Below are 25,952 nucleotides of genomic sequence, written 5' to 3' on the forward strand. Positions count from 1 at the left end.
GTGGCAAAAATGAAGAACCACAAAGACTGGAAGAACCAAAGGGGCACGAAGTTTTCTTGTTTCTTCGTACTGCTTTATTACTTAGTGCCTTTGTGGCAAAAAATGATAAGCCAATGAAACAAGTACCTATAATTGATATAAAAACCGCAGCCGGTCTCGTCAAAGAGGGCGATACACTGCTTCAGGGCGGCTTCGGCATGACCGGCAATCCCGTACACCTGATGCATGCCCTGGCCGAACTGGGAACCCGAAACCTGACGTTTGTCGGTAATAATACCGGAGAGGCCGGGTTGGGCGGTGGACGGCTGCTGCGGAACGGACAGATCAGCAGAATGATCGGCTCGTTTTTTACCTCCAATCCCGATGCCGTTAAAGCAGCTCAGAGCGGGCAGGTTGCCTATGAACTGCTGCCACAAGGTACGTTGGCCGAAGCCATCCGGGCGGGCGGGGCCGGAATCGGCGGTTTCTACACGCCTACGTCGGCCGGTACACCGCTGGCGCAGGGCCGCGAAACCAAAATGATCGACGGTGTGGAGCAGGTATTTGTGAAAGCCATCCGGGGGAACGTGGCGTTTATCCGGGCATGGCGGGCCGATATGGCCGGTAACCTGCAATACCGCATGACCGAAAATAACTTCAACAAGGCCATGGCCACCGCAGCCGATCTGGTGATTGCCGAAGTAGAGGAAATCGTGCCGGTGGGTACCATTGCGCCGGAATATGTGCATACCCCCGGCTGCTTCGTGGATTACCTCGTACAGGCCACCCTGACGCTTGATGATCTTGGTTCGTCAGCATCGGTATCGTCGTCGAAAAAGGTGGACGAAGCCCGTATGCACATGGCCCGCAGGGCACTGGCAGAGCTAAAAAAAGGCGATGTTGTGAACCTGGGCATTGGTATCCCGACGCTGGTGGCCGATCTGATTTCGGAAGAGCACGGCATTATTCTGCACACCGAAAACGGTATGTTGGGCGTCGGCCCCGTACCGGCCGACGGCGGGGGAGCGATGGACTATCCGGTGAATGCCGGTAAAATTCCGGTTACGGCGCTGAAAGGCAGTAGTTATTTCGACAGTGCCGATTCGTTTGCCATGATCCGGGGCGGGCATATCGACGTGGCAATCATGGGTGGACTTGAAGTGGACGAGGCGGCGAACCTGGCTAACTGGGCGGTGCCGGGCAAACCGTTGTTAGGCGTTGGCGGGGCGATGGACCTCGCCAAAGGCGCAAAACGACTTATCATCACGATGACCCACACCAACCCCGACGGCTCGTCTAAAATTGTACCATCGTGCACGCTGCCACTGACGGCTACGGGCGTGGTCGACATGGTCATCACGGATCTGGCCGTGTTCGCCTATCCCGATGGTCAGCTCACCCTGATCGACCTTATGCCCGGCGCCACCCTCGACGAGGTCCGCGCGAAGACGGGAGCGGGCTTCATTGAGCGGTTGAGTGATTGAGTGATTTAGCGAGGGCTTCCGCCTGTTCAAAATCATTCACGAAACACTCAATCACTCATTCACACAAACACTCAATAAGCTATGGATTCATTCATTATAGATGCCGTCCGGACTCCGATCGGGAGCTTTGGGGGGAGCCTGTCGCCGGTGCGGGCCGACGATCTGGCGGCGTTGCCGATTAAGGAATTACTGGCCCGCAATCCGGCTATTCCGGTCGAAGGTATTGATGATGTGATACTTGGGTGTCACAATCAGGCGGGAGAAGATAACCGGAATGTGGCGCGCATGGCGTTGCTGCTGGCCGGTCTGCCGTATACCGTTCCGGGCGAAACCGTCAACCGGTTGTGCTCGTCTGGGATGTCGGCAGTGATCCACGCCAACCGCGCCATTAAGGCCGGCGACGGCGATGTGTTCATTGCCGGTGGTATGGAGCACATGACCCGCGGGCCGTGGGTGATTTCAAAAACGGCGAAGCCCTTCGGCAACGACGCGCAGATGTTCGATTCGAGCTTCGGGTGGCGGTTTGTCAACCCGAAAATGCACGAACTATATGGTACCGATGCCATGGGCGTGACGGCCGAAAATCTGGTAGATCTGTATGGCATCAGCCGTGAAGATCAGGACCTGTTTGCCTGGCGTTCACAGCAGAAAGCAGCCGCAGCGCAGGCCATAGGCCGGTTGGCCGAAGAGATTGTGGCGGTAGAAATTCCGGCGAGAAAAGGACCGGCCACGGTTTTCAGTAAAGACGAGTTTATTAAGCCCGGAACAAGCCTTGAGGTCCTGGCTACGCTAAAGCCGTCGTTCCGTAAAAACGGTACAGTGACGGCCGGGAATGCGGCCGGTCTGAACGACGGGGCTGCGGCGATGCTGGTCGCGTCGGAACAAGCGGTGACGCGCTACGGCCTGATGCCTGTGGCACGGATTGTCTGTTCGGCAGTAGTAGGCGTTGAGCCGCGGATTATGGGCATCGGGCCGGTACCGGCCACGCAGAAAGCCCTTGCCAAAGCCGGATTAACGCTGGCCGATATGGATGTGATTGAACTGAACGAAGCGTTTGCGGCGCAGTCGCTGGCGTGTATCCGTCAGCTGGGCCTGGCCGATGATGACCCGCGCATCAACCCCAATGGCGGGGCCATTGCTCTGGGGCATCCGTTGGGTATGTCGGGGACGCGCCTGCTGCAAACGGCCGCGCTTGAGCTCCGGAAACAGCAGAAGCGTTATGCCCTCGCGACCATGTGCGTCGGCGTCGGCATGGGGTACGCCGTTGTGATTGAGCGGGTTTAGGGTAAAGAGGGGAGACTATAGTGGTGGCACGACTGGATGGCCAGCCCCGTCAAACAGGGCCGCCTGGCGGTCGTGCCACCACTAAGTGTGAAGGCTGCCATTTATAAGTAATTGAGCAACATTAGATTAGCTTTAGTCAGAGAGCAAAGGTTTGTATTTTAGTTGCTTATTCACTCAATCGCACATTCACTCAATCGCTCAATAACTTATCAGACCGTAATTTCAATAATGTTGTTTTCGGGGTCAAGCACGACACTTTCGTAATAGCCGTCGCCGGTGGTTCGGGGGGCTCCGGCAATCGGGAAGCCATCGTGCCGGAGTTGTTCGGTCAGCGCATCAACGTTTTCCCGGCTACCCACCGAAACTGCAAAATGGATCAGGCCGGTGGTTTGCCGGTTGTAGTCTTTGGGGGCGTCAGCAATATCGGGCCGCTGCATGAGTTCGAGCCGGCAACCATCTTCGAACGAAAGAAAATACGACTGAAAGTGTTTCACCGGATTGTGGTACTTCTCATTGGCCGTCGCCCCGAAATACCGGATATAAAATGCCTTCACTGTTTCCAGATCATTGACCCAAATAGCAATGTGTTCGATTTTCATTAATACGCTTATTATCTGATTAGTTTGCCAGCTTACAGTTCAGAAGCTACAGCAGACTCTGCTGTCTTCCGCTAATCTCTGTGGTTATCTTCCCAATTGATCCGGCCGGATGTATATGCGCGTAAAGATTCTGTTAGCCGTTTCCGAAGAGCATGCGCATCAGAAGGTATAAAACAGACGGACACGAGAGGCAGCCGAGGCCTGTATAGAACGTGGCGGTCAGGGCACCATACGGTACGAGCTTCGGATCGGTGGCCGCCAGACCGGCTGATACGCCGCTGGTAGTACCCATCAGCCCGCCGAAAATCATGGCCGTATGCGGGTTGTCAAGACCGATAAATCTGGCCAGAAACGGGGTGGCAATGGTTACAAAAACGGCTTTGACCACACCGGCGGCAATGCTCAGGGCCATCACATCCGAACTGGCTCCGATGGCCGCGCCGGTTACCGGCCCCACAATGTAGGTACAGGCGCCGGCCCCGATGGTAGTCAGGCTAATGGCATCCGTATATCCCCAGAGCAGCGCTACGAGCACCCCGCCGATAAACGAAAGCACGATGCCCAGAAACAGCGATAAGGCACCGACCCAGCCGGTTTTGCGCATCACCACAAAGCTGGCCCCCATAGCCGTTGACACAATGGAGAAGTCGCGGAACATCGAACCGCCCATAATTCCGAAACCGGACAGGGCCTTGATGTCGGCAATGCCTTTTTCGCCGCCGGTCACGCGTCCGCCGATATAGGCCAGTACCAGCCCCATGAGAATGGCAATGGCCGAGCCCGGAATTTTGCGGTTGGTGAGCCGGTCTGACAAAACAGCAGAAACGTAGGTAATGATACCTACGCATAAAAAGGCCACAACGAGCCCGTTTTTATCAAGAAACCGGACTATAATCTCCATGCTGAGGTGCTTTTTTGGTAAGTTTTGCCAAAACCGGAATCATCGTCAGGCAGAGTAGTACCGGAAGAATTCCCGCCAGAATCGCAATCAGGCCGCTCGAAACGGCCACCTTTACGTTCTGGACTGCCGACATAGCCACTACAATCGGGATGTACATCTGGCTCCAGAACTGAATTCCGTTTTCGGTCAGTTTATCCGGACCGCCCTTCTTTGCGAACCAGTCGTTAATCAGAATCAGCAGGAGCATGGCAAAGCCTACGCCGCCTACATTGGCATCGATGCCAAGCGCCTTGCCGAGAAATTCACCGGCCAGCTGACCCATGATATAACAGAAGGCCAGTATTGCAACTCCGTAAATAATCATCAGAAAAGCGTTTAGCTGGGTAAAAACAAAGGTTTCAGGTCGTTTTTGGTCACTTTGCCCATGGCATTGCGCGGTAGTTCGGCCACGATCCGGTACTGGCGCGGGATTTTGTAGCCGGGCAGGCGTTCGCGCAGCCAGCTGTTGATGTCGGCGGGCGAAACAGCGGGGTCTTTCAGAATCAATACCGCCGAAACGACTTCGCCCCATTCGTCGTTGGGAACGCCGATGACGCTGCAATCGCTCACGGCCGGATGGGTGCGCAGGACTTCTTCCAGCTCAAGGGCGGAGATTTTGTAGCCGCCCGATTTGATGATGTCGATGGAGTCGCGGCCGAGCATCCGGATGTAGCCGTCCTCGTTGACGGCAATGTCGCCGGTACGGAACCAGCCATCGGCGGTAAACGCCTTTTGCGTGGCGTCTGGCCGTTGCCAGTATTCCAGAAACACATTCGGGCCTTTGACCTGAATCTCGCCGGGCTGCCCGTCCGGAACGGGTTCGTCGGTCTCATTGACGAGCCGGACCTGCACCCCCGGCAGTGGCTGACCGATGGCACCCACGCGCCGTTCGCCCTCATACGGATTGCTGATGCCCATTCCGATTTCGGTCATGCCGTAACGTTCGAGCAGCGTATGGCTGCTGATGGCCTGCCATTTTTCCATGACGGTGACCGGCAGCGCGGCCGAACCCGAAACCATCAGCCGGAAGCGGGCCAGATTCGCTGAAATGGCATGCTGCTCGTCAGCCGGAAGTTGCTCCCAGTGGGCAATGAGTTTAAAATAGATGGTCGGCACCGCCATGAAGACATTAATGGCGCCTTGCGCAAAAGCGCCGAAAACACCTTCTGCCGAGAAGTTGGGCATAAACTCAACCGTGGCTCCCGACCAGAGCGCCGAAGAAACGACGTTGATGATGCCATGCACGTGGTGCAGCGGTAACACACAAAGAATGTGGTCGTCGGCAGACCAGTGCCAGACCGATACCAGGGTCGACACCTGCGCCTGAATGTTGGCATGGGTGGTGACGACGCCTTTAGGCAGGTTGGTTGTGCCGCTGGTGTACAGGATCATGGCCCGCCGGTCCGGCGACAGTAAGGGTAATGCCAGCGTATGATTCGCCGGCTCATCCTGCTCCAATACCAACAGCCGGATACCGCGTTCAGCAATCAGCGGTGCCAGTATCCCGGCGTAGGCAGCGTCGGCTACAACAATGTCGGCCCCGGTATCGTCGAGGACGTAGCGCAGGGACGGGGGCGGATAGGAGAGGGCGAGCGGCACGGCAATGCCGCCTGCCCGCCAGATGCCCCATTGTACGCGGACATAGTCGAAGCCCGGCGTGATCATGAAGGCGACACGGGCTTCGCTCAGGTCGTCACGGCCATCGAGCAGCCAGTTGGCCATCGTTGCCGAAGCATCCAGCAATTGTTGATATGTGTAGGACTGACCATCAGCGACAATCGCGGTCTGGTCAGCGTGTTGGGTTGCATTCGTGATAAAGGGTTGCATTATGTCGGGCACCCGAAACGGATGAAATTTGTTAGTGTTTGTCAGCCCACAGAAAAACGCAGGACGACAGAATAGATAATTTTGTCCCGTCAGCTGATGCTTTTCGACGAAATGTAGATCGTCATCAGACCGGCCAGTATCGTCGGAACAGCATAAATCAGGAAGTTAGTGGTCATCGACAGGCCCATGCCGATCAGAACGCCACCGACTGCCGGACCAATAATGCCGCCCAGCCGCCCGATACCGATTGCCCAGCCGACGCCCGTTGTCCGGAACTCCGTCGGGTAGAGCCGCGCCGCCACGGCATACAGGCCGACAAATCCGCCCTGAATCCCGAAGCCTAACAACCCGAACACCAGCAGCAGCGCCGATGACCCGAAGAAAAGGCTGAAGCCCGCCATCAGCACGCCCGTCATGATCAGAAAGACGCCGATTGTTTTTTTCAGGCCAAACCGGCTGGAGAAATATCCCTGCGTAACGATGCCGAAAAACGCGCCGACGTTGAAAACCGTGCCGGCATAAATGGCCAGTTCAATGGATAATCCCGCATTGGTAGCGAGTTTCGGAATCCAGCTGGTGAGGAAATAAAGCGTGGCAAAGGCCAGAAACAAAGCAACCCATAGCTGAATGCTGGATACCTTAAACTCTTCATTCAGCAGCGATTTGACCGGAATGCCGGACGGTTTCAGCGGTTTGTCGGGTAATGCCGGGATAGGGCCTGCGCCGATCTTTACCAATATCCGGTTGGCGTGCTCAAGAGAGGCTTTCGGTTGTGACTTTAGCAGAAAGTCCAGCGATTCGGACAGGAAAAAGTAGATCAGCGGCAGCGAGAAGAACGTCGTTGCCCCCGCCAGCTGAAAAATGGAACCCCAGCCCGATGCCGGAATGGTTTTGGCCGCAACCAGTCCCGACACCACGGCCCCGACCGGATACCCCGCTACCACGAAGCTTACCCAGAAGTCGCGGGAGTGGTTGGGCGTATATTCAGCGGCGAGGGCGGCGGTACTGGCCAGCATGCAGCCGATGCCCAGCCCGCTTACAAACCGGAACGCAATCAGGGCCGTAATGCTGGTGGCATAGGCCGTCAGATAGATGCTCAGACCCATCAGGAAAGCGCTGAGCAGAATCATGTTCTTACGGCCGGTAACGTCGGCATAAGGGGCCATCAGCAACGCCCCGAACGTCATCCCGAAGAGCCCCGAACTGAACACTATGCCCAGCGCTTCGGGTGTAACACCCCAGCCTTTTGCAATGGCGGGGGCGGCGTAGGAAATCACCATGACGTCCATGCCGTCGAGCATATTCATCAGGAAGCAAATCAGAATCGTGGCGTATTGCAGGCCCGAGATGGGCCGCTGGTCAATGAGTGACCGGACACTGACAGTCATATAGTTAAGGTTAGGAGATCGCCGCATGATGCCATAACATCATGCGGTAACGGGAACGAATCGGTTAAGGCGTACCCCAGACTTTGGTGGCCGTATTGACCACCAGTTCGATTTTCCGCCACTGGTCATCGTGGGTCATGTCGTTGCCATGATGCGTTGATGAAAAACCGCACTGCGGGCTGACGCACAGGTTGTCGAGGGGGATGTATTGCGCCGCCTCGTCAATGCGTTTGCAGAGGTCATCGATGGGCTCCAAGGTTTTTACTTTGGACGAAATAATGCCCAGCACCACCATTTTGTGGTGGGGTACAAACCGCAGGGGCGCGAAATCGCCGGAGCGTTCGTCGTCGTATTCCAGGAAATACGCATCGACGTTGATCTCGTTGAACAACACTTCGGCGACGGGTTCGTAACCGCCTTCCGCAAACCATGTGCTCCGGTAGTTGCCCCGGCACAGGTGAATGCCAACGGTAAGGTCGTCGGGGCGGTTGTCGATGACTGAGTTGATCAGCCGCGCATAGGTGCGGGGCAGTTCGTTGGGGTCTTCGCCGCGTTCGGCCGCTGCCGCCCGCATTTTGGGGTCGCAGAGGTAAGCCAGGTTGGTGTCGTCCAGTTGCAGATACCGCAGACCGGCCTGATAGAGATGGTCAATTTCTTCGCGGTAGGCCGCCGACAGATCGGCAAAGAACTGATCCATGTCGGGGTACGACTGAATATCGATCGACTTACGCCCCCCCCGGAAGTGAATCATCGTCGGCGACGGGATCGAGACCTTAGGCGTTTGGGTTACGACCGATTTCAGGAAGTTGAAGTCATCTACCTGAATGTCTTTCCGGTGCCGGAGCTTGCCCGTTACACTCAGAACCGGTGGTTTGAAGCCGTCTTCAGCGACTTTGGCGTGCGGATTTGCATCGATTCCGCCTGTAACGCTGACGCCGTCCAGTTCTTTCAGGAAGTCGAGGTGAAAATAATCCCGCCGGAACTCACCGTCGGTAATTGAACGCATACCGGTGGCTTCAAGCCGCTGTACTGTTTCTTTAATGGCCTCATCTTCAATAGCGCGAAGTTCGTCGGCTGTGATTTCGCCTTTTTTCCACTTCAGGCGGTTTTCTTTGACGGCCGGAGTCCGGAGCAGGCTGCCCACATGATCGGCACGGAAAGGAGGGGTTTTCATATCAATTGGTTAAGGGTAGTTTTCAGGAATTAACGCACCTGCCAGATTTCGATGACCACGTTATCGGGGTTGCGGTAGGCATTGGCGATGTAAAGGGCATCATTAAGCCAGGCTGATGCACAGGATTGCCATCAGCCGGTAAAAGCTAAGCAGGCGGGTCATTGATGTTTGCTAAGGTTAAGGGTCAAGTAGGGTAAATGACTGGCAATAATTTAAAAAAACAGGGAGAAAATCTAATTATTGCGGAAGTTATTTTGAAAAAAAACAGCCGCATAACACGCAAAGGTTATGCGGCTGTTCTGCCTGGTGTTTACAGAATAACGATATCAGGATGGCAGGCTGCCGATTTGCTTCCGGAGTTTATCCCGACAGCGTTTCAACCGCATTTTCACGGCTGAGGGCTGCATATTCACCTGTTCCGCAATGTGCGGAATACTCAGATTATTTTCGTACCGTAAACGTAGAATCTGTTTTTCGAGATCGGGTAACTGGTGTAAAATATGGATAAACTCATCGAACGGATACTCGGCCGCCGGGGCCGGATCTGCTAACGTAATCACATAGTCATCAAGCGCTACAAACCGGAAGGACTTATCGCGCCTCTGCTGGGAAAGGCAATAGTTACGCGCCAGTACATATAACCACGTCGAAAAACGACTTTTGTGTTTAAAGGTGTGCAGGTTAATCAACGCTTTTTCAAAAACAGTCTGAGCGAAATCCTGCGCTAATTCCGGGTCTTTTGTAAACGTAAGACAGTGCTTGAGCACTAACCTGTAATGACGCTGGTAGAGCGGCTGAAAATAACGCTCCTGGGTGGTGCTCAGGTACAGCGCTACCAGCGCTTCGTCTGTGACGAGGCGAAGAGATGATTGTTTCACAAGTTTATTGCTTTAGGAATGGCTTAAACCAATTACTTGATTTAAGTAAACAGGCTGTACATTTAAAGTAACTTGATTTTTTTTGAATTTGTTTCTTTCCGAGGGACTTTGGGTGACAAAAAAGGATTAAAATTTCTGATTTGTATCAGCAACTATAGCTATATAAATTAATTATAGAATTATCATAATAAACGTATTTACACCAGTTTATTTTTTATTTTTCGCAGGCTGAAATCCGTTTAAGTTTGCAGAATTAAAATATAAAAGGAAACTGCTGTACTATATATGTATAAATATTGTTTTTTAGGCGTGAGCAGGTATATTAAAATACTTATATGTAGATACCTGGCAGATAAACAGAGACTTATTGGGTTTTATGTCTTACCATCCACCGCAATGAATTACTATGCCCGAATAATACCAACTGAAAATGACTGGCAGGAATTGTTCAGTATTGCAGAAAAAGGGGATTTAGCGGCGTTTAAAGCAAGGAAGAACGTATTTACCGAAAAGATTCACCTTGGCAGATCCTGCAAAGGCTGGCGGTTTTTATTTAATCATAATAACTGGGAATTCTATCAGTCTGCTGATGATTTCTGGACCTGGCTTCAGTCAAAACGCATTGTTGATGAACACGAAAGAATCATTGATTATGTTGATTTTCTAAAGATTGTCCTGGCCACAAAGGATGCGCGGCCCGCATGGCATTATAAGCATAAATATCCTCACTTATACATCTTTAAAGATGATGCATTTTTTTTTAATGATGTCGTATTTTTCTGAATACAATTACCCGACCGGTTAATGGTTATTATGAACTATATATTATAGTAAAAATGACTGATAATACGGATTGTTTTACCGGGCAGAAAGCGTTGCCGGTCGGGCGAATGTCTTTGTTGGTAAGCGCGTCTATAGTGCTGCCCAAAAACTGCCTGATCAGTTGCGTATATGGATGATCGTTCTGAGATTTGCTGTGACGGCCTGATGCGGAAGCGCTTTAGAGCCAAGCCTGCGAATTAGTAGCAGGCGGTCATAAACGCTTCATTTACTGCTGATCCGGCAGATGTACAGCCAACTCCTGAAACCGGAAGGATTCGGTCGCCATATCGGGCATACTGATCCGTAGCAGCCGCTGGAACGCATCCCGCCGGTGGGGCAGCGGGCCGTTATCGAAAATCCGGTAGGTTTCGCGGTCTACATAGGCTACATTATCGGGGGTCAGATAACCCCCGTGGGGCAGTTTATAGCTGTCCAGAGCGGGGATATAAATGACCGTCAGCGTGACCGATGAGGTGTCGTCTTTGGGGTAGTACGTCCACGTAAGTTTCATGATATTGCTGACGGTTTGATTTCTGGCGTAACAATTAATCGGTGATAGATGTTTCACCGGCTTCACGAAGAGCAGCCGCTAACCCTTCCAGCAGCGATGGCATTTCGCCTTCGGAACCGGTTTCGGGACTGAGTGCCGACAGTAAGTCTGCAACTTGCCCCAGTGACGTCCGGACAGCGGCTTCATCGGCCGGTTCAGCCTGTAGCCGGGTTTTCAGGGTCGCAAGCGCATCTGCAATCGGTTTCGTATTGGGGGCTTGCCGCAAGGCGCCGATCCACTGATCCAGTAATGGTATACCTGCTTCGGAAGTCGGCGAATTATGCAATAAGTCGGTTGTTTGCTCCAGTAAACTGGTCGCGTCGGCTAGTGTTATCATGCAGGTATAACCATCCCCCGCCCCTGATTGCTGTGTCAATCTATCAAATGGACTACCGCAGGTGTGTTTGCCCTTGGTAAACGTTTACACTAAAATTGATTAGTTAAATATACCGGAAATAACGGACAATTATTTGGTAAGGCGTTTACAAAAAAGGACTATTTTGGTAAAATCGTAGCATATACAGGGCAAAATATTGACTGAATTTTAGCTGCATTTTATTTTCAGCTGCCGCAATGTTGCCGTATCATGAAGATACGGCACAAAATCAATGGCATAAAACCAAATGAAACGTAGCTTTCTAATCTTTCTGATCAGCTTAACCTGGCAATTTGCTTTTTCTCAACGCTGGCAACAGGTCGGCAAAACCGGCGACTGGCAGAATACGATTGCTGTTGCCGCGTTGAACGGCAATTTATACAGTATTGAGCAGGATGGCACTTTATTTAAAACCGACAAACAGGGGAATTATGAACAAATAGGCGCCAAAGGCGAATTTGATCACGCCGAAGTGCTGGTAGCTATGGACGGTGAAATCTGGACGATTGAGGACGGATCACTGTACCGCACAAATCCTGCTTCGGGCGGATGGCGGCAGGTGGGTAAAACCGGCGACTGGCAAAACACCGAAGGCATGGTAGCGATGAACGGTAAACTCTACAGCATTGAAACCAACGGCACGCTGTACGAAACCGCTAAAAATGGCACGTGGCGGCAGATTGGCAGCAAAGGCGAGTTTGAGGATGCCGACATGCTGGAGTCGATGGGCGATTACCTCTGGACTGTCGAAAACGGTACACTTTACCGCACCAGTATCCGCTCCATGACGTGGCAGCAGGTGGGCAAAAAAGGCGACTGGGAAAATACGGTAGCGATGGTGGCCGACCAGAATTACCTGTGGAGTGTCGAGAAAGACGGTACGCTGTTCCGGACCGACGTCAATGGCAATTATGAGCAGATCGGACCGGATGGTATCCTGAAAGACGTAAGCCTGATTGTGGCTATGGACGGTATGCTGTACGTTGTTGAAAACGGCACCCTGTACCGCACGAAAGGCTGAATTGGCCTGCAACGTAAAACGCCCGGCCTCTGTTCAGGAAGCCGGGCGTTTGTTTTTAGAGGCCGAGCAGCGTGCGGGCCTGCGCCTGATCCTTGCCAAGTTGTTCGATCAGTGCGGGCAGACCACTGAATTTCTGCTCATACCGGATGAACTCGCGGAACAGTAACCGGATGTGTTCGCCGTAAATATCCTTGTCAAAATCAAAAATGTAGGTTTCGATGGTCTGGTGCGTTCCTGCAACCGTCGGCCGGAAACCGATATTGGTCATCCCGCCGAACGTCTGGCCTTTGTACAGTACTTCGACCGCATACACGCCGTTGGCCGGAATAAGCTTATTGGCATCGTCGACCTGCAGATTTGCCGTCGGAAAGCCGATGGTCCGGCCCAGCTGCCGGCCTTTAACAACCGTTCCGTTGAGGTTGTAGGGACGGCCCAGAAATTTGATCGTGGTCTGTACCTGTCCGTCGGCCAAGGCCTGCCGGATTTTCGAGGAACTGACACCGACCGCTTCTACGTCCTGGCGCGGAATTTCTTCTACCTCAAAGCCGTACTCTGCCTGATGTTTCTGAATGTAATCAAACCCGCCTTCGCGGTCACGGCCAAAGCGGTGGTCATAGCCGATAACCAGTTTTTTGGTCCGGATTTTATCAATTAGAATCGACTGGATAAACTCTTCGGAGGTAAGTTGTGAAAACGACCGCGTGAACGGAATCACTACCAGATGATCGACACCCGCCTGTTCGAGCAGGGCGATTTTTTCATCGAGCGTGGTCAGCAGCTTCAGGTTCTGGCTATCATTCGACACCACCGTCCGCGGATGGGGCCAGTACGTCAGCAGTACCGATTGCCCGTTATTGGCGCGGGCAACCTCTGTCAGCCGTTCCAGAATTTTCTGATGCCCCCGATGAACGCCGTCGAATGTACCACTGGTCACGACGGAATAGGAGAGTTCCGGAAACGAATCTAAACTAGTATGAACAATCATAGGTAACAGGCGCACACCGGCTGATAATCAGGCTGGCTGCGCTTTAAACGTCTCAATAAATCCCTCAATAGAATCGGCCTCTTCGATCCGGAAAGCACCGATCCGGGTGCGGCGCAGGCTGCTCATATACGCTCCGTTCTGCAGCAGCAGGCCCAGATCGCGGACCAGACTGCGAATATACGTGCCTTTTGAACAAACGATGCGGAAATGTAGCGTAGGAAACGGGTCGGTGCCCAGGGTATCGGTCGTAATGTCGAAGGCTGAGATCTCCACGGTCCGGCTTTTGATGCCACCCTCTACCTGATCGGCGGTTTCGCCGCGGCGAGCCCGTTCATACAACCGTTCGCCGTTGACGCGGATGGCTGAATAAATCGGCGGAATCTGCTGAATACTGCCGGTTAGCTGTGCTACGGCTGCCCTGACATCGTCGGCGGTAATGGCAGACGTGTCGAATTCGGCGTCAAACTCCGTTTCCAGATCGACCGACGGGGTCGTACGGCCGAGCACCAGCGTACCGGTATATTCTTTTTCCTGTGCCTGGTAGCTGTCGATTTCCTTTGTTTTTTTACCGGTACACAGAATAAGCAGACCGGTGGCAAGCGGGTCAAGCGTACCGGCATGGCCGATTTTCTTAAACTTACAGGCCCACTTTAATTTTTTGACGACATCGAACGAGGTCCATTCGAGCGGCTTATCAATGAGAATAACCTGTCCGGGATCGGCCGGTTGATTTTCTGGTTTCAATGCAGAATCAGTTGACATAAATACTGTATCGGGGCTGAGACACCAATCATCAGCCAGTGTATACCGGCTGCTTAGATGACATCCAGTTTAACGCCCGATGCTACCAGACCTAACAGGATCAGGCCGAGGATAATTCGGTAATAGCCGAAAACTTTAAAGCCGTAACGGGTCAGGAAGCCGACAAAGCCGCGGATCGCCAGCAGCCCGACGACAAAGGCGATGGCGTTGCCGATCAGCAGTATCTGCACATCGTCGGGGCTCAGCAGCTTGTAGGTTTTGAGCAGTTTATAACCCGTGGCTGCCGCCATGGTCGGCACGGCAAGGAAAAACGAAAACTCGGCGGCCTGGGTGCGCGAAAGGCCCTGAAACATACCCCCGATAATGGTAGCTGCCGACCGCGAAACGCCCGGAATCATGGCAATGCACTGGAAGAAACCAATGCGCAGGGCTTCCGGAAACGTTACGTCGTAATCGCGGGTACGCTGCTGCATGATGCGGTCAATATAAACCAGCACAATGCCGCCCAGGAGCAGGGAAATAGCCACAACAACCACGTTTTCAAGCAGTGAGTCGATGAAGTCGTTCAGCAGGAAACCGATGACGGCGGCGGGCAGAAAAGCCACAAACAGCTTCAGGTAAAAGTCGATTACACCGGCAAACGAACCCAGTTTCTGCTGAATCGAGATTGGGAGCAGGGTGTACCAGCGGGCCAGTTCAGACTCCCGCGTCCGGGTGTCGATCAGGAAGCGGCGGCGGTACAGGACAAGTACCGACAGGATGCAGCCAAACTGCACGTTTACCGTGTAGAGCTTGGTGAACTCATCGCTCGCAATACCGGCCAGCGACGAGTAGATGATCATGTGGCCGGTTGACGACACCGGCAAAAACTCGGTCAGGCCCTCGATGATGGCCAGAAAAATTGCGTGTAGAATGTCCATGAATGGGTATAAAATGCAGAATCAGCGCAAGGCCTTACCGGTGGGGCAAGGCCTTGCGCTGATTGGGGAAACGGATGATTATGCCTGATTCGGCTTCTTCAGAATCGCAAAGAATTCAACGATGAAACCAGCCATAACGATCAGCGGACCAACGGTCAGGCCCAGTGCGCCGAAGCCGAAGGTCTCTTTATCCAGCGTCATCACGAAGAAACCCAGCAGAATGACCAGAATACCGGCGACCATCAGCTGATAGTTTGTTTTACCGAACGGAAGCGCCGCTGCCTTGTCGGGCTTCGGGGTGCTCGTAAACCGTGATATAACCGGCTGGCTTTCTGCCGTTTCCGGTTCTGTTGTTTCTTTTCCTCTAGGACTGACTTTTGCCATGTTCTTACGAATTTATAGAATTGCCGGTGCCTGCGGGCGCCGGTTCGTTAATCGGTTAATGAAGATCGTCCAGGTGTACGCCCAGATACCGGTTGACGGCCTGAAACGTACTGAGCAGGCCGATGAAAACGCCCAGTAAAATAATACCACCCAGCAGCAGTGCCAGCTTTACAGGCTCCTGCAATACCGTAAGCTCCGGCAGATTATACAGCGCCAGCTGGAGCGTACCGGCTACTAAACCGGCGGCAATCAGGCCGCTGATAAAGCCCTGACCAACACCCCGCACCAGAAATGGCCGCGTAATGAAGCCGTTGGTGGCGCCTACCAGCTGCATACTCCGGATCAGTAACCGCTGCGAATACAGGGCAAGGCGGATGGTGTTGTTCATCAGGACAACGATGATCAGCAGCAGAAAAACGGCGAAAACGGACATCACAATGTAAATTTTGGTGATGTTCCGGTTGATGCTGTCCACAATATTCTCCTGATATACTACATCGGCCACGCCGTCGATCTGGTCCAGATCGTCTTTGATGGCTTTCAGTTTGGTCTCGTCAAAATAGTCTTCGCGGAGTTTAATCCGGTAGCTGTCGCGGAGCGGGTTATCTTCCAGAAATTCCTCGAAATTCTCTTTGGTTTCGGCAATAAAGTCGCGGGCGGCCTGCTCTTTCGAGACAAATGAAACCTGCGGCGTATCGTTGGCGATGGCCACATACGGCCGGCTTTTCAGCGACTCTTTTACCCGTTCGATGGAAGCGGACTTTACGTCTTTGTCAAGAAATGCCCGCACCTCGTAATTCTCGCGGATGTAGGTCACCAGCCGTTTTGACTGAATAGCCAGTAAGCCACAAAAACCAATGAGAAACAGCGCCAGCGTCATGCTGAACAAAATCAGGCCTGCGGGATATTTGCCAACTTTTTTCTTTTTTCGAGCCACTGCTGCTTACCATTAAAACGTTAGACGAAGAGACCGTAGACAAGATCGTACTACCCGACCGGCAACGATGTCTGTCGGCCTAACTTATGCAAAAATAGGTCTTTTCACCAAAAACGAGCGAACACCTGTATAATGTGCGGCATATTTAGGAAAATTTAAGAGTAAAAAAGCTAACGTTTCTGCCTCTTCTGATTATATAGGCGGCAAACAGGCGGCGGCCTGGCATTGAGTATGCCGTAATTCCGTCGTCATGTCGGCCTATCCGGATCGCTGATACCTTACCCCATGCTGTCAACGTTTTATTTCATAAGCTCGTTCTGGCTCTGGCTGCACCTGTTCGCTGAGCCTGCTGTTACTAAACCACCTGTTTGCCAGGGTGCTACAGCTGTTTACGCCGATTCAACCATCGTTATCCGTGCCCTGGCCGGTCTTCAGTACGAACAGACCCGGCTTGTGGTAAAGCCGAAAACCCGTTTCCGGATCGTTCTCGAAAATGCCGATGACATGTCGCACAACCTCGTGGTCACCCGACCGAATTCGCGCATGAAAGTAGTGGAAGCGGCGCTGAAAATGGGCACTGACGGGGCGAAGAAAAACTATGTACCGAACCTGCCGGAGGTGATCGCCACCATACCGCTGCTGGAACCAGGCCATACCGATACGCTGACCCTGACGCTCGACGAAGGTGCCTATCCGTTTGTGTGTACCTATCCCGGGCACGGGTATGTGATGTATGGGGTCATCCACGCCACCCGCGAGCCGAAGCGGTTGCCACCGGTTGACGAAGATCCGTATGTACCGAAGCGGGCGGATGCCGGCGATCATGCGGCCCACGGAAAACAATCGGCCCATCCCTACAAGATGACGTTTCCGGCGCTTTACCGGACTTTTATGCCCGAATGCGGTCCGGCGGCCATTGCCGTTGGCCTGCCGGTCGATCCCACAGCCGGTCAGCAGTCGTACTGCTGGGATGCCGGCTCATGCCGGTTGCGCTATGCCTGGACCGGCGGCTTTGTCGACAGCTACGGCCACTGGGAAGGCAACGGCAACCGCCTGACAAAGGTGGTCGGCGATATTTACTATAACGACCGGTCGGGGTTCCCGTTCCGCATTGGCACTGCCACCCCGGTGCCGCAGTTCAAGGGCTACGAACTGGTGAACCGCTATCCGAAATTCAGCTACTCGCTGGGCGGTGTGCAGGTTACGGAGCTCATCAGGGCTGTTCCGGGTAAGCGGGGGCTTGTGCGGCAGTTTACGCTGTCGGCCGGAAAGTTGCCGGTTACGTTCCTGCTCGATCAGCAGGAGGGCGTACAGTACCAGACCCGGATCAATAATGTGGTGGCATCGGCGAAAAACGGCCGCCTGGAGTTACCGGCGGGTACCCGTCAGTTTTCCGTAACAATGCTTGTCCCTTAACAACGTTCATTCATGCTGCTGACGCTTCTTTTATCGACCCTGCTGGCCGTTGCCGCGCCCGCCGATACCATAACGGATTATTATACTGTCGAGACGATTCCGACGCCCGAAGGCCTGATTGTTGAAACGGGTGGCATTGCCTTTATGCCCGACGGACGGCTGGTGGCCTGTTTTCACCGCGGGGAGGTGATGATGTATCATCCTAAAACCAGAAAATGGTCGTTGTTCGCCGAAGGACTGCACGATCCGCTGGGCGTTATACCCGTCAGTAACAACGAAGTGCTGGTCATGCAGCGCCCTGAACTGACGCGGATTAAAGATACGAACGGCGACGGCGTGGCCGACCGCTATGAGACTGTTTCGGACCAGTTCGGGATGTCGGGTAACTACCATGAGTTTGCATTCGGGCCGGTGAAAGATGCCAAAGGAAACCTGTATTTCAGCCTCAACACAGCGTCGAACGGGGCCGGTATCCGCGACGAAATCCGTGGTCAGTACGATTCGCTGGGGCGGCAGGGGCGTATGTATGCCTGTGTGCCCTACCGCGGTTGGGTCATGCAGCTGTCGCCCGACGGCAAGCTGACGCCGTGGGCTTCGGGGTTCCGGTCGCCGAACGGGATCGGCTTCGATGCCAAAGGCCGCCTGCTGGTGACCGACAACCAGGGCGACTGGCTGGGGACCAGCAAACTGTACTACGTCGAAAAAGGAAAGTTTTATGGGCACCCTGCAAGCCTGGTCTGGCGGGATGGTTTCCCCGACATCGACCCGCTGACCCTGACACCGGCACAGCTCGACAGCATGCGTACCCGTGAAGTCGTGGCGTTTCCGCACCAGCGGATGGCCCACTCACCGACGCAGATGGTGGCCGATAAGACCGGCGGTAAATTCGGGCCGTATGCCGGGCAGCTGTTCGTGGGCGAAATGGATTTCCCGCGCCTCGTCCGGGTGCTGTTCGATGAAGTCGACGGCGAGTTGCAGGGGGCGTGTATTCCGTTCATGGATAAGGCTGGCCTCAGGATGGGCAATAACCGGCTGGCGTTTGCGCCCGATGGCAGCCTGTGGGTTGGTCAGAACGATCACGGTTGGGTCGGCGCCCGCGGGTTGCAGCGGATTGTTTATAAACAGGGCGTTCCGCTCGACCTCATGGACATGCACCTGACGGCCACCGGCTTCGACCTGACCTTTTCGCAGCCACTCGACGAAGCGGCTGCCCGGCAGGTTGCCAGTTATGCCTTCCGCCGGTTTTATTACAAATACCACCGCGCCTATGGGTCGCCCGAAACGGACAGCCAGCCGGTAGCGGTTTCGGATGTGAAACTGTCGGCCGACAAACGGACGGTATCGCTGACACTCGGCGAGCTGAAAAAAGGCTATGTGTATGAGCTGACACTGGGTAATCTGCGGTCGGCAGACGGCAAAAAAAAGGTAGCAAACCGGCTGGTTTGCTACACGTTAAATCGTCTGAAATCACCCGGTACGGCTACCGTGCGTACGAAGCCGTAATGGCCTGATATAACAGGATTTTAAATTTGTCGCCGAGGTCAGGATAGCTGTTTGGCACTTTCTGGGTGTAAATCAGCCCGATTACCTTTTCTTTGGGGTCTGCCCAGTAGGTAGTACCGAAATAGCCGCCCCAGGCAAAGGAGCCTTCCGAAACCGGAATCCGGGCTTCACTTTTGTCCGATGCCAGACTGAAGCCAAGGCCGAATTTATCCTGTCCCAGCGAGAGGTCACCGATCTGATTCGACAGCACTGTCCGTACCGTAATCGGGCTCAGGATCCGTTTGCCGTTGTATTCACCGCCGTTCAGAAGCATTTGCAGGAAAATGGCATAGTCGTACATGGTCGACGAAAGGCCCGCCCCGCCCGAGAAATAGGTTCCGTTGGTGGCTTTCGGATAGTCCGGTGATACGCCCCGTGTCCCTTTTTCAACCTGTAACGATTTATCAGGTCCTTCGGTGTAGATCGGCGAAAGCCGGTTTTGTTTGCTCACCGGCAGATAGAAATAGGTATCGTTCATGCCGAGCGGATCAAACAGGCGTGTTTTCAGGAACTGGTCGAGCGGCTGACCGGAGATGACTTCAATCAGATAGCCGACTACATCCGTACTCAAGCCGTACGTCCATTTTTCGCCGGGCTGGTGCATCAGGGGCAGCTTACCCAGGCGGCCCATTACGTCGGCCAGTTTGTAGGTTGGCGTACCGATACCGCTGGGCACGTTGTTTTTGGCATAAATCGCCACGGCCTCCTTGCTGCCAATTGACGGATAGCTGATACCCGACGTATGCGTCAGCAACTGGCGGATGGTAATTTCCCGTTTGGCCGGCACCGTTGTGTAGGTTGTATCCTTTGGCTCGTACTTATCCAGCACCACCGGATTTTTAAATGCCGGAATGTATTTGGAAACCGGATCGTCGAGCAGAAATTTGCCTTCTTCGTAAAGCGTCATCAGGCCCATGCTCACGATGGCTTTCGTCTGCGACGCAATCCGGAAAATCGCATCGCGTTTCAGCGGTTCTTTGGTATCAGGGTTTGCGTAACCGAATGCCTTGTGGTGTACAACTTTACCGTTCCGGACAATCAGTACGCCGATGCCGCCCTGATAGCCCTTGTCGATATACTCCTGCATGACGCGGTCGAGGCGTTGCAGCCGTTCGGAACTCATACCGGCCAGTTCGGGTTTTGCTTCCTGAAGTGTCTGAGGCGGAGCTACTTGGGCCTTCACCTGGAGCAGGGAGGCTGATAAGAAAAGAAGGGGCAGTACTTTTTTCATGAAGTTTGGTTTTAGGGTAGGGCGAAGATACAATAAGTCCGGATTTTCAGGATGCATCTTTTTCCCGGATTCGTACCGGATTTTGCCCCCATTTTCGTGAGATTCAGCTATTTTTGCGCCGTAAACAGAGTGATTCTGTAATCTGAATTATTTGCCACTGTGGAAACTGTACGTGTTTTTGCCCCTGCCACTGTCGCTAATGTGGCCTGTGGTTTCGATATTTTCGGCTTTGCCGTTGATCAGCCAGGTGATGAAGTTGTGCTGACGCGCCGCGACGAACCGGGCGTCACCATTATTGATATTCTGGGCGATGAAGGCCGCCTGCCGCGTGAAGCCGCGCGGAATACGGCCGGTATTGCCATTCAGAAGTACCTGGAACATATCGGCCGGACGGATGTCGGGGTCGATGTGGTCCTGCATAAGCAGATGCCGCTGGGAAGCGGATTAGGCTCGAGTGCGGCCAGTGCCGTAGCGGGTGTCTATGCCATTAACGAGCTACTGGGCCGTCCGCTGTCAACGATTGACCTGTTGCCGTTTGCAATGGAAGGGGAGCGGGTTGCCTGCGGGTCGGCACATGCCGATAACGTCGGGCCGTCGCTGCTGGGTGGTTTTGTCGTTGTCCGCAGCTATAATCCGCTGGACGTAATCAGGATTGATACACCGCCCGGGATGCACGCCACCCTGGTACACCCTGATATTGAGGTGAATACCAAAGATGCCCGTTTTATCCTGCGCAATGAGGTTTCGCTGAAGAACACGATTATTCAGATGGGGAACGTGGCCGGTCTGATTGCCGGTCTGATGAAACCCGACTATACTCTGATCAGCCGCTCGCTGGTTGACGTGATCATTGAGCCGGTCCGGTCGATTCTGATTCCGCAGTTCGATGAAGTGAAACAGGCTGCTCTGGCACACGGAGCCCTTGGCTGCAGTATTTCGGGTTCCGGCCCGTCGATGTTTGCCCTGAGCGCCAATGCGGAAATCGCTCAGCAGGTCGGTAAGGCGATGCAGGAGGCGTTCCTGAGCGTTGATATTACCAGTGAACTGTACGTATCAGAAATTAACAGCCAGGGTCCTAAAGTACTGGAACCTGTGTCAAATCTGACGGTTTAGGAGATTATATGGGTGTCACACCTGAAAACTAATTTTACCCGGTTTTAAGCGATACCAATAGTAGCGTTGATTTACCACATAGGGCACATAAGCAATATAAAAATCTTTGTTTTCTATGTGGTGTAGACTTGCTACGGACAATAAATCTATCCAGGGTTAGCATTGACGTTTGACAACCAAAAAGGCGGAGGGATAGCCTTCCGCCTTTTTGGTTGTGACATGGTCAGTCGCTATAACTGCTCCCATTTCAGCCGCCAGCCTTCGGCGAGCTCATCGCGGAGCGGGATCGGTACACCCGGCTGCTTAGTCCGTTCAACTGCCGACAGCTTCAGCGGAATTGATTCCTGTGTTTTTACGGACATGAGTTTATCTGTCCGCAGGTATACCCGTCCCGAAGTAGGTTCGATCATATCGACGTGCGCATACAGTACATCGCCCACGGCGACGGGAATCCCGTTCAGCACATCCGGACGGATGACTTCAAACATGCAGATTTGGCCTTCGGTCAGCGGTTCGGTACCAATCCGGCGGGTCAGCAACTGATTAGTAGCGTCGGTAGAGGCAAAGTTGGTGGCGGCGGGAGCCTGAGACGGCACCGCAACCGGAGCCGGGTCTGATAAAGGGGCTTCTTCGGCTTCCGGTTCTTCTTCAAGGATCGATACCTCAGCTACGGCTTCCTGCTGATCCTGCTCATCGGTCAGCAGTGCCACAGTGGCGGTATCGGTCAGCATAGGATTGTCCGAAATAGAGGCGGTAAGGGTGCCTTCGCCGGGACTACCGTCGCCACGGCCTGCTTTTTCGGTTGATTCGTAGTAAGCCAGAATAGCTTGCTTTTCTGTGGCAGGGAGGGCGTCTGTATGTTTATTGAGTTGTGCGAGAGCGCGGTCGCTGAGAAAATCGCGGTAGGCCGATGGCCGGGTCAGCAGCTCTTTGATGGCAACAGCCTGATAGATATAGGCTTTGGTTTCGTGGGCGCGGAAGGGAAGCGTAATCGGGTGGCGTTCGGGATACCTTCGTTTCAGGGCCTGTATGTAGTTCGGCCCGGCATTGTAGGCGGCGGCTACCAGCATCCAGGAACCCAGCTGATCGTGCAGATCGTTGAGGTAGCGGCAGGCAGCGTGGGTAGCTTTGGTCAGGTTAAACCGTTCGTCCCTGCCTCTGGCAACACTCAGACCCAGGCGTTTGGCCGTTTGCGGCATAATTTGCCAGAAACCGGCTGCTCCCCGTCGGGAAACTGCTCTTGCCACAACGGCGCTTTCGAGCAGCGGCAGATACTTAAAGTCTTTCGGGATGCCATAGCGCTCAATAATCGGCTCAATGATGGGAAAAATGGCAGAAGCGCGGCGTTTAAGGGTGGTCAGATGCTCAATGTACGATGCCTGACGATTCAGGGTGCGCAACCAGCGTTGGGATACCGAAGGCAGGTTTTGGGGAATGCTCTCACCGCAAAAATGGACTTCCGGAGCCGGTTGGGCAAATGTCGGCATACACCACGTCAATCCCGACGCAGCTGCCAGCAAGAATAATTTCCGCATAACAGACTAGTTAAGTACAAAACGAAGCGTTCTCCCGAACGTTTCTATATGAATTACGGCTGAACTACTCTCACGAAACTCCTGCTACACCTGCTCTGACAGCCGTCACTGATACGCTCATGTCGTGGTGCAAACCACGTTAATTCACAACGAAGAAAAGGGGGCTTTTAGCGCCCGATGTTGTCTTTCTGCAGCATAAACGTACGCTCCCTATGCTTTACAAGTTGCCAATGCTGGCCGGGATGGGAGGGCTAAAGTATAAAGGATATTGGATAAAAGCAAGAAGTTGTTTTTATACGTGCAGATATATGGCTGAAAATGAACAGCACGGCACTTATGTCATTTGTTTTATATTAAACGTTTACATCCCGGACCAGGCCGGTCCGGGATGCCGGAAACGCTATTTCTGCGCTACTGCGCCGGATTCAGAGGTACTTACCTTGTTCTTGATTTTGGGAATGGTTTTCAGGTACTGGTAGATCGAACCGACCTCATAATCGGTCAGGGTAACGTGCGGAACCATCGGGTACCGTGTCACCGATCCGTCAGGCCGGGCCCCTTGTTTGACGACCTTGATAAACTGCTCTTCGGTGTATTTTTTACCGATACCGGTCTCGTCATCAAAGGTAATATTGGCCGATGGCACCAGTTCGCCTTCCAGGTTCAGCATCGGGTTGCCGCCGCCGTAGAAACCCAGCGATTTTTCAGGTTCAATGTCGTTAAGGGCTTTGAAATCGGCCGAGTGGCAGGCGTAGCAACCCACCATGCCGTTGGCAATGTACCGTCCGAAGGCCACCCGGTCGGTGCTGTCGGGCACGGTAATGGCTTTCTGCGGATAAGGGTAGGGCTTCATCACGGTGTTGGTCAGCGCCTTGATCAGGAAGTTGTATTCGGTTTTCGGCGCTTCCTCTTTCGTTGGCTGGACTTCAACGCGGTCGGAGTGGAGCCAGGCTATAACCGATTTCAGGTCCTCGTCGGCCATGTTCGGGAATTTAGGCATCAGCGGATTGTAGGAACCGTCGCGCTGAATGCCGGTGCGGAGGAAAAAGGCCAGCTGGCCGTCTGTCCAGGTACCGATACCGGCTTCCTTGTCCTGGGTAATGTTAGCTGAATAAATCTGCCCGAAATCCTTGGGTGCATCCGCAATCAGTTTGCCGGTAAGCTGGGCCCCTTCGCCCCGATGGCATTGAATACAGAGCAGCTGGGCAATTTTAGCGCCTCGTTCGATGCGGGCAGGTGTAACGTCGACGTGGTAGTCGGGTAATTTCTGTGCTTCGTAGGTAGGCACACCACGGACGGCAATAAAACTGACAATGCCGAAAATGATGACGGCAATGCCGCCAATAATCCATACAACGATACGGATTGCTTTTTTCATGGGAGTATAGGGTTGAAGGACTACAAACAGGGTAATCTATAAGGACTTAGCTGGTAAATGCAAGCTAATTTAGGAAGTGGTCAAAAAGTTTCGTTTTGTAGCCAATGCCTTGTTAACAGAAAACTAATGTTGCGGTAAGGACGATCATATAGCTTTTTTTGTTATTACACCGGAAGGGTCATTCGAGACCCTGTGAAACCAGTGTTTTTTATGCAGACATCAGCAGAACAAGGAGCAAATGCATCCCTTGCCGCGCAGGCAGGGACGATTACAGTAGGTGATTTAACCCTAAACCGGATGGCATACGGTGCCATGCGTATCACCGGCGACGGCATCTGGGGACCGCCTAAAAACCATGATGAGGCGATTCGGGTGCTGAAGCATACCCTCGATTTAGGCATTAACTTTATAGATACCGCCGACAGCTACGGCCCGCATGTGTCGGAAGAACTGATCGCCGAAGCGCTGTATCCGTATCCTGAAGGACTGATTATCGGTACGAAAGGTGGTTTGTTGCGGACCGGCCCGAACCAATGGCCGGTAGATGCCAGTCCGGTGCACCTCGACGAAGCCCTGAAAGGCAGTTTACAGCGCCTGCGGGTCGACCGGATTGATTTGTACCAGCTGCACCGCTTCGATCCGAAGGTGCCGAAAGACGAGACGCTGGACTTCCTGAAAGAAAAGCAGCAACAGGGCTACATCCGGCACATTGGCCTGTCGGAAGTGAGCGTTGACGATATCGAATACGCGCGGAAGTTTGTGGACGTGGTGTCGGTGCAGAACATGTATAACTTCGGACAGCAGAAATGGAACGATGTGCTGGCCTATTGTGAGCAGCATCAGATTGCCTTTATCCCGTGGTATCCGCTGGCGAGCGGCAACCTGTCGGCCGAAAAAGCGATTGAGAAAGTAGCGGCGCGCCACAACGCCACGGCTTACCAGATCGCCCTTGCCTGGTTGCTGGCGGCCTCGCCGGTGATGTTGCCGATTCCGGGCACCTCGTCGGTCAAACACCTCGAGGAAAACACCGCTGCCGCCGCGATTCAGCTAACCGACGAAGATTTCAACGATCTGCCAAAGCCGGTTGTGGGGTAATGGCGTGTTTGTAATTAACAGGAGCAGCAAGTGGTGGCACGATCGGAGGACGCCCCTCAGAGTCGGGGACGCCGGGTCGTGCCACCACTGTAGATAGTTTTCTGAATTCATACGTGTTCATTATTTACTGCTTCATCAATGCTCTGACCTTTCTTATACCCTTGAGAATAGAGTTGCTGTTCTATTTGGTCTAAAGAGTGGTCATAAATCAAATCGCCGATCCAGCTGGATTTTGCCCAGCTATCGCCATAATAAATACAGGGCTTTCTCATAAAAAAAGGCAAGAACCAGTATGTCCTATTTTTGTGGTGACGAAACTACAAAACGATGAC

The 25,952-nt window shown here is 53.5% G+C and carries 25 protein-coding genes; 8 read left to right on the top strand and 17 right to left on the bottom strand.

Translation table 11 applies throughout. The features are described 5' to 3' along the window. Nucleotides 1-113 precede the first annotated feature (113 nt). Both AC23NW_RS27195 and pcaF read left to right on the top strand, forming a co-directional pair. Nucleotides 114-1,463, top strand: a complete 1,350-nt coding sequence (locus AC23NW_RS27195) for a 3-oxoacid CoA-transferase (protein WP_487453486.1) — start codon at nt 114-116, stop codon at nt 1,461-1,463. An 81-nt stretch (nt 1,464-1,544) separates the two neighbouring features. Then, the gene (pcaF, locus tag AC23NW_RS27200; RefSeq protein WP_487453487.1) at nt 1,545-2,747 is read left to right on the top strand and encodes a 3-oxoadipyl-CoA thiolase; all 1,203 of its coding nucleotides are present in this window, start codon (nt 1,545-1,547) and stop codon (nt 2,745-2,747) included. A gap of 209 nt (nt 2,748-2,956) precedes the next feature. On the opposite strand, the gene AC23NW_RS27205 is transcribed toward pcaF, so the two are convergent. The 7 genes from AC23NW_RS27205 to AC23NW_RS27235 form a co-directional block, all read right to left on the bottom strand. After that, entirely contained in the window at nt 2,957-3,346 is a 390-nt protein-coding gene (locus tag AC23NW_RS27205; RefSeq protein WP_487453488.1) for a VOC family protein, read from the bottom strand. 133 nt (nt 3,347-3,479) lie between these two features. Beyond that, nucleotides 3,480-4,247: a malonate transporter subunit MadM gene (gene madM, locus AC23NW_RS27210; protein ID WP_487453490.1), complete on the bottom strand. Its 768-nt coding sequence runs from the start codon at nt 4,245-4,247 to the stop codon at nt 3,480-3,482. Further along, nucleotides 4,222-4,611, bottom strand: coding sequence for a malonate transporter subunit MadL (madL, locus tag AC23NW_RS27215; RefSeq protein ID WP_487453492.1), 390 nt, complete (start codon nt 4,609-4,611; stop codon nt 4,222-4,224). The genes madM and madL overlap by 26 nt, the downstream gene beginning before the upstream one ends. Nucleotides 4,612-4,622: 11 nt before the next feature. Beyond that, nucleotides 4,623-6,113 carry an acyl-CoA synthetase gene (locus tag AC23NW_RS27220; RefSeq protein ID WP_487453493.1) on the bottom strand — a complete coding sequence of 497 codons (1,491 nt, stop codon included), beginning with the start codon at nt 6,111-6,113 and terminating at the stop codon, nt 4,623-4,625. An 89-nt stretch (nt 6,114-6,202) separates the two neighbouring features. Beyond that, nucleotides 6,203-7,501 carry an MFS transporter gene (locus AC23NW_RS27225; protein WP_293833797.1) on the bottom strand — a complete coding sequence of 433 codons (1,299 nt, stop codon included), beginning with the start codon at nt 7,499-7,501 and terminating at the stop codon, nt 6,203-6,205. 64 nt (nt 7,502-7,565) lie between these two features. Further along, nucleotides 7,566-8,675, bottom strand: a complete 1,110-nt coding sequence (locus tag AC23NW_RS27230; RefSeq protein ID WP_487453495.1) for a 5-methyltetrahydropteroyltriglutamate--homocysteine S-methyltransferase — start codon at nt 8,673-8,675, stop codon at nt 7,566-7,568. 326 nt (nt 8,676-9,001) lie between these two features. Then, complete coding sequence (locus AC23NW_RS27235) at nt 9,002-9,553, bottom strand: RNA polymerase sigma factor (protein WP_487453497.1); 552 nt, start codon at nt 9,551-9,553, stop codon at nt 9,002-9,004. A gap of 396 nt (nt 9,554-9,949) precedes the next feature. Here AC23NW_RS27235 and AC23NW_RS27240 point away from each other — a divergent pair, with 396 nt between their 5' ends. Then, entirely contained in the window at nt 9,950-10,336 is a 387-nt protein-coding gene (locus AC23NW_RS27240) for a hypothetical protein (protein ID WP_487453498.1), read from the top strand. Nucleotides 10,337-10,601: 265 nt separating this feature from the next. Here AC23NW_RS27240 and AC23NW_RS27245 read toward each other — a convergent pair whose 3' ends face one another. Continuing rightward, on the bottom strand, nt 10,602-10,886 hold the full coding sequence (locus AC23NW_RS27245; RefSeq protein WP_487453500.1) for a hypothetical protein: 285 nt from the start codon (nt 10,884-10,886) through the stop codon (nt 10,602-10,604). Between the two features lie 34 nt (nt 10,887-10,920). Then, nucleotides 10,921-11,262: a hypothetical protein gene (locus AC23NW_RS27250; RefSeq protein WP_293833786.1), complete on the bottom strand. Its 342-nt coding sequence runs from the start codon at nt 11,260-11,262 to the stop codon at nt 10,921-10,923. A gap of 286 nt (nt 11,263-11,548) precedes the next feature. Between AC23NW_RS27250 and AC23NW_RS27255 the strand changes: the two genes are divergently transcribed. After that, nucleotides 11,549-12,322: a hypothetical protein gene (locus AC23NW_RS27255; RefSeq protein ID WP_487453502.1), complete on the top strand. Its 774-nt coding sequence runs from the start codon at nt 11,549-11,551 to the stop codon at nt 12,320-12,322. A 55-nt stretch (nt 12,323-12,377) separates the two neighbouring features. On the opposite strand, the gene AC23NW_RS27260 is transcribed toward AC23NW_RS27255, so the two are convergent. The 5 genes from AC23NW_RS27260 to AC23NW_RS27280 all read right to left on the bottom strand — a co-directional run bounded on the left by AC23NW_RS27260 (nt 12,378) and on the right by AC23NW_RS27280 (nt 16,310). Then, complete coding sequence (locus tag AC23NW_RS27260) at nt 12,378-13,307, bottom strand: bifunctional riboflavin kinase/FAD synthetase (protein WP_487453503.1); 930 nt, start codon at nt 13,305-13,307, stop codon at nt 12,378-12,380. Between the two features lie 27 nt (nt 13,308-13,334). Next, nucleotides 13,335-14,069, bottom strand: coding sequence for a tRNA pseudouridine(55) synthase TruB (truB, locus tag AC23NW_RS27265; RefSeq protein ID WP_487453504.1), 735 nt, complete (start codon nt 14,067-14,069; stop codon nt 13,335-13,337). Between the two features lie 53 nt (nt 14,070-14,122). Continuing rightward, nucleotides 14,123-14,989, bottom strand: coding sequence for an undecaprenyl-diphosphate phosphatase (locus AC23NW_RS27270; RefSeq protein WP_293833779.1), 867 nt, complete (start codon nt 14,987-14,989; stop codon nt 14,123-14,125). Nucleotides 14,990-15,067: 78 nt separating this feature from the next. Beyond that, nucleotides 15,068-15,373 carry a DUF3098 domain-containing protein gene (locus AC23NW_RS27275; RefSeq protein ID WP_487453506.1) on the bottom strand — a complete coding sequence of 102 codons (306 nt, stop codon included), beginning with the start codon at nt 15,371-15,373 and terminating at the stop codon, nt 15,068-15,070. 55 nt (nt 15,374-15,428) lie between these two features. Next, complete coding sequence (locus AC23NW_RS27280) at nt 15,429-16,310, bottom strand: cell division protein FtsX (RefSeq protein ID WP_293833776.1); 882 nt, start codon at nt 16,308-16,310, stop codon at nt 15,429-15,431. Nucleotides 16,311-16,595: 285 nt separating this feature from the next. Between AC23NW_RS27280 and AC23NW_RS27285 the strand changes: the two genes are divergently transcribed. Together AC23NW_RS27285 and AC23NW_RS27290 are read left to right on the top strand one after the other, a co-directional pair. After that, nucleotides 16,596-17,726: a plastocyanin/azurin family copper-binding protein gene (locus AC23NW_RS27285; RefSeq protein WP_487453507.1), complete on the top strand. Its 1,131-nt coding sequence runs from the start codon at nt 16,596-16,598 to the stop codon at nt 17,724-17,726. 12 nt (nt 17,727-17,738) lie between these two features. Further along, nucleotides 17,739-19,229: a PQQ-dependent sugar dehydrogenase gene (locus AC23NW_RS27290; RefSeq protein WP_487453509.1), complete on the top strand. Its 1,491-nt coding sequence runs from the start codon at nt 17,739-17,741 to the stop codon at nt 19,227-19,229. Here the strand turns inward: AC23NW_RS27290 and AC23NW_RS27295 are convergent. Next, a complete protein-coding gene (locus AC23NW_RS27295; protein WP_487453511.1) occupies nt 19,207-20,499 on the bottom strand; it encodes a serine hydrolase domain-containing protein in 1,293 nt (430 codons plus the stop codon). The genes AC23NW_RS27290 and AC23NW_RS27295 overlap by 23 nt on opposite strands. 159 nt (nt 20,500-20,658) lie before the next feature. On the opposite strand from AC23NW_RS27295, the gene AC23NW_RS27300 reads away from it, so the two are divergent. Then, nucleotides 20,659-21,612 (top strand): homoserine kinase, encoded by a 954-nt coding sequence (locus AC23NW_RS27300; RefSeq protein WP_487453512.1) that lies wholly within the window; start codon nt 20,659-20,661, stop codon nt 21,610-21,612. Between the two features lie 230 nt (nt 21,613-21,842). Here the strand turns inward: AC23NW_RS27300 and AC23NW_RS27305 are convergent, their stop codons facing one another. Next, nucleotides 21,843-23,147 (bottom strand): lytic transglycosylase domain-containing protein, encoded by a 1,305-nt coding sequence (locus AC23NW_RS27305; RefSeq protein WP_487453514.1) that lies wholly within the window; start codon nt 23,145-23,147, stop codon nt 21,843-21,845. A gap of 400 nt (nt 23,148-23,547) precedes the next feature. Beyond that, nucleotides 23,548-24,525 carry a c-type cytochrome gene (locus AC23NW_RS27310; RefSeq protein ID WP_293833767.1) on the bottom strand — a complete coding sequence of 326 codons (978 nt, stop codon included), beginning with the start codon at nt 24,523-24,525 and terminating at the stop codon, nt 23,548-23,550. A gap of 210 nt (nt 24,526-24,735) precedes the next feature. On the opposite strand from AC23NW_RS27310, the gene AC23NW_RS27315 reads away from it, so the two are divergent. After that, nucleotides 24,736-25,620, top strand: coding sequence for an aldo/keto reductase (locus AC23NW_RS27315; protein WP_487453517.1), 885 nt, complete (start codon nt 24,736-24,738; stop codon nt 25,618-25,620). Nucleotides 25,621-25,952 lie beyond the last annotated feature (332 nt).

The organism is Arsenicibacter sp. R0_47, assembly GCF_057652235.1.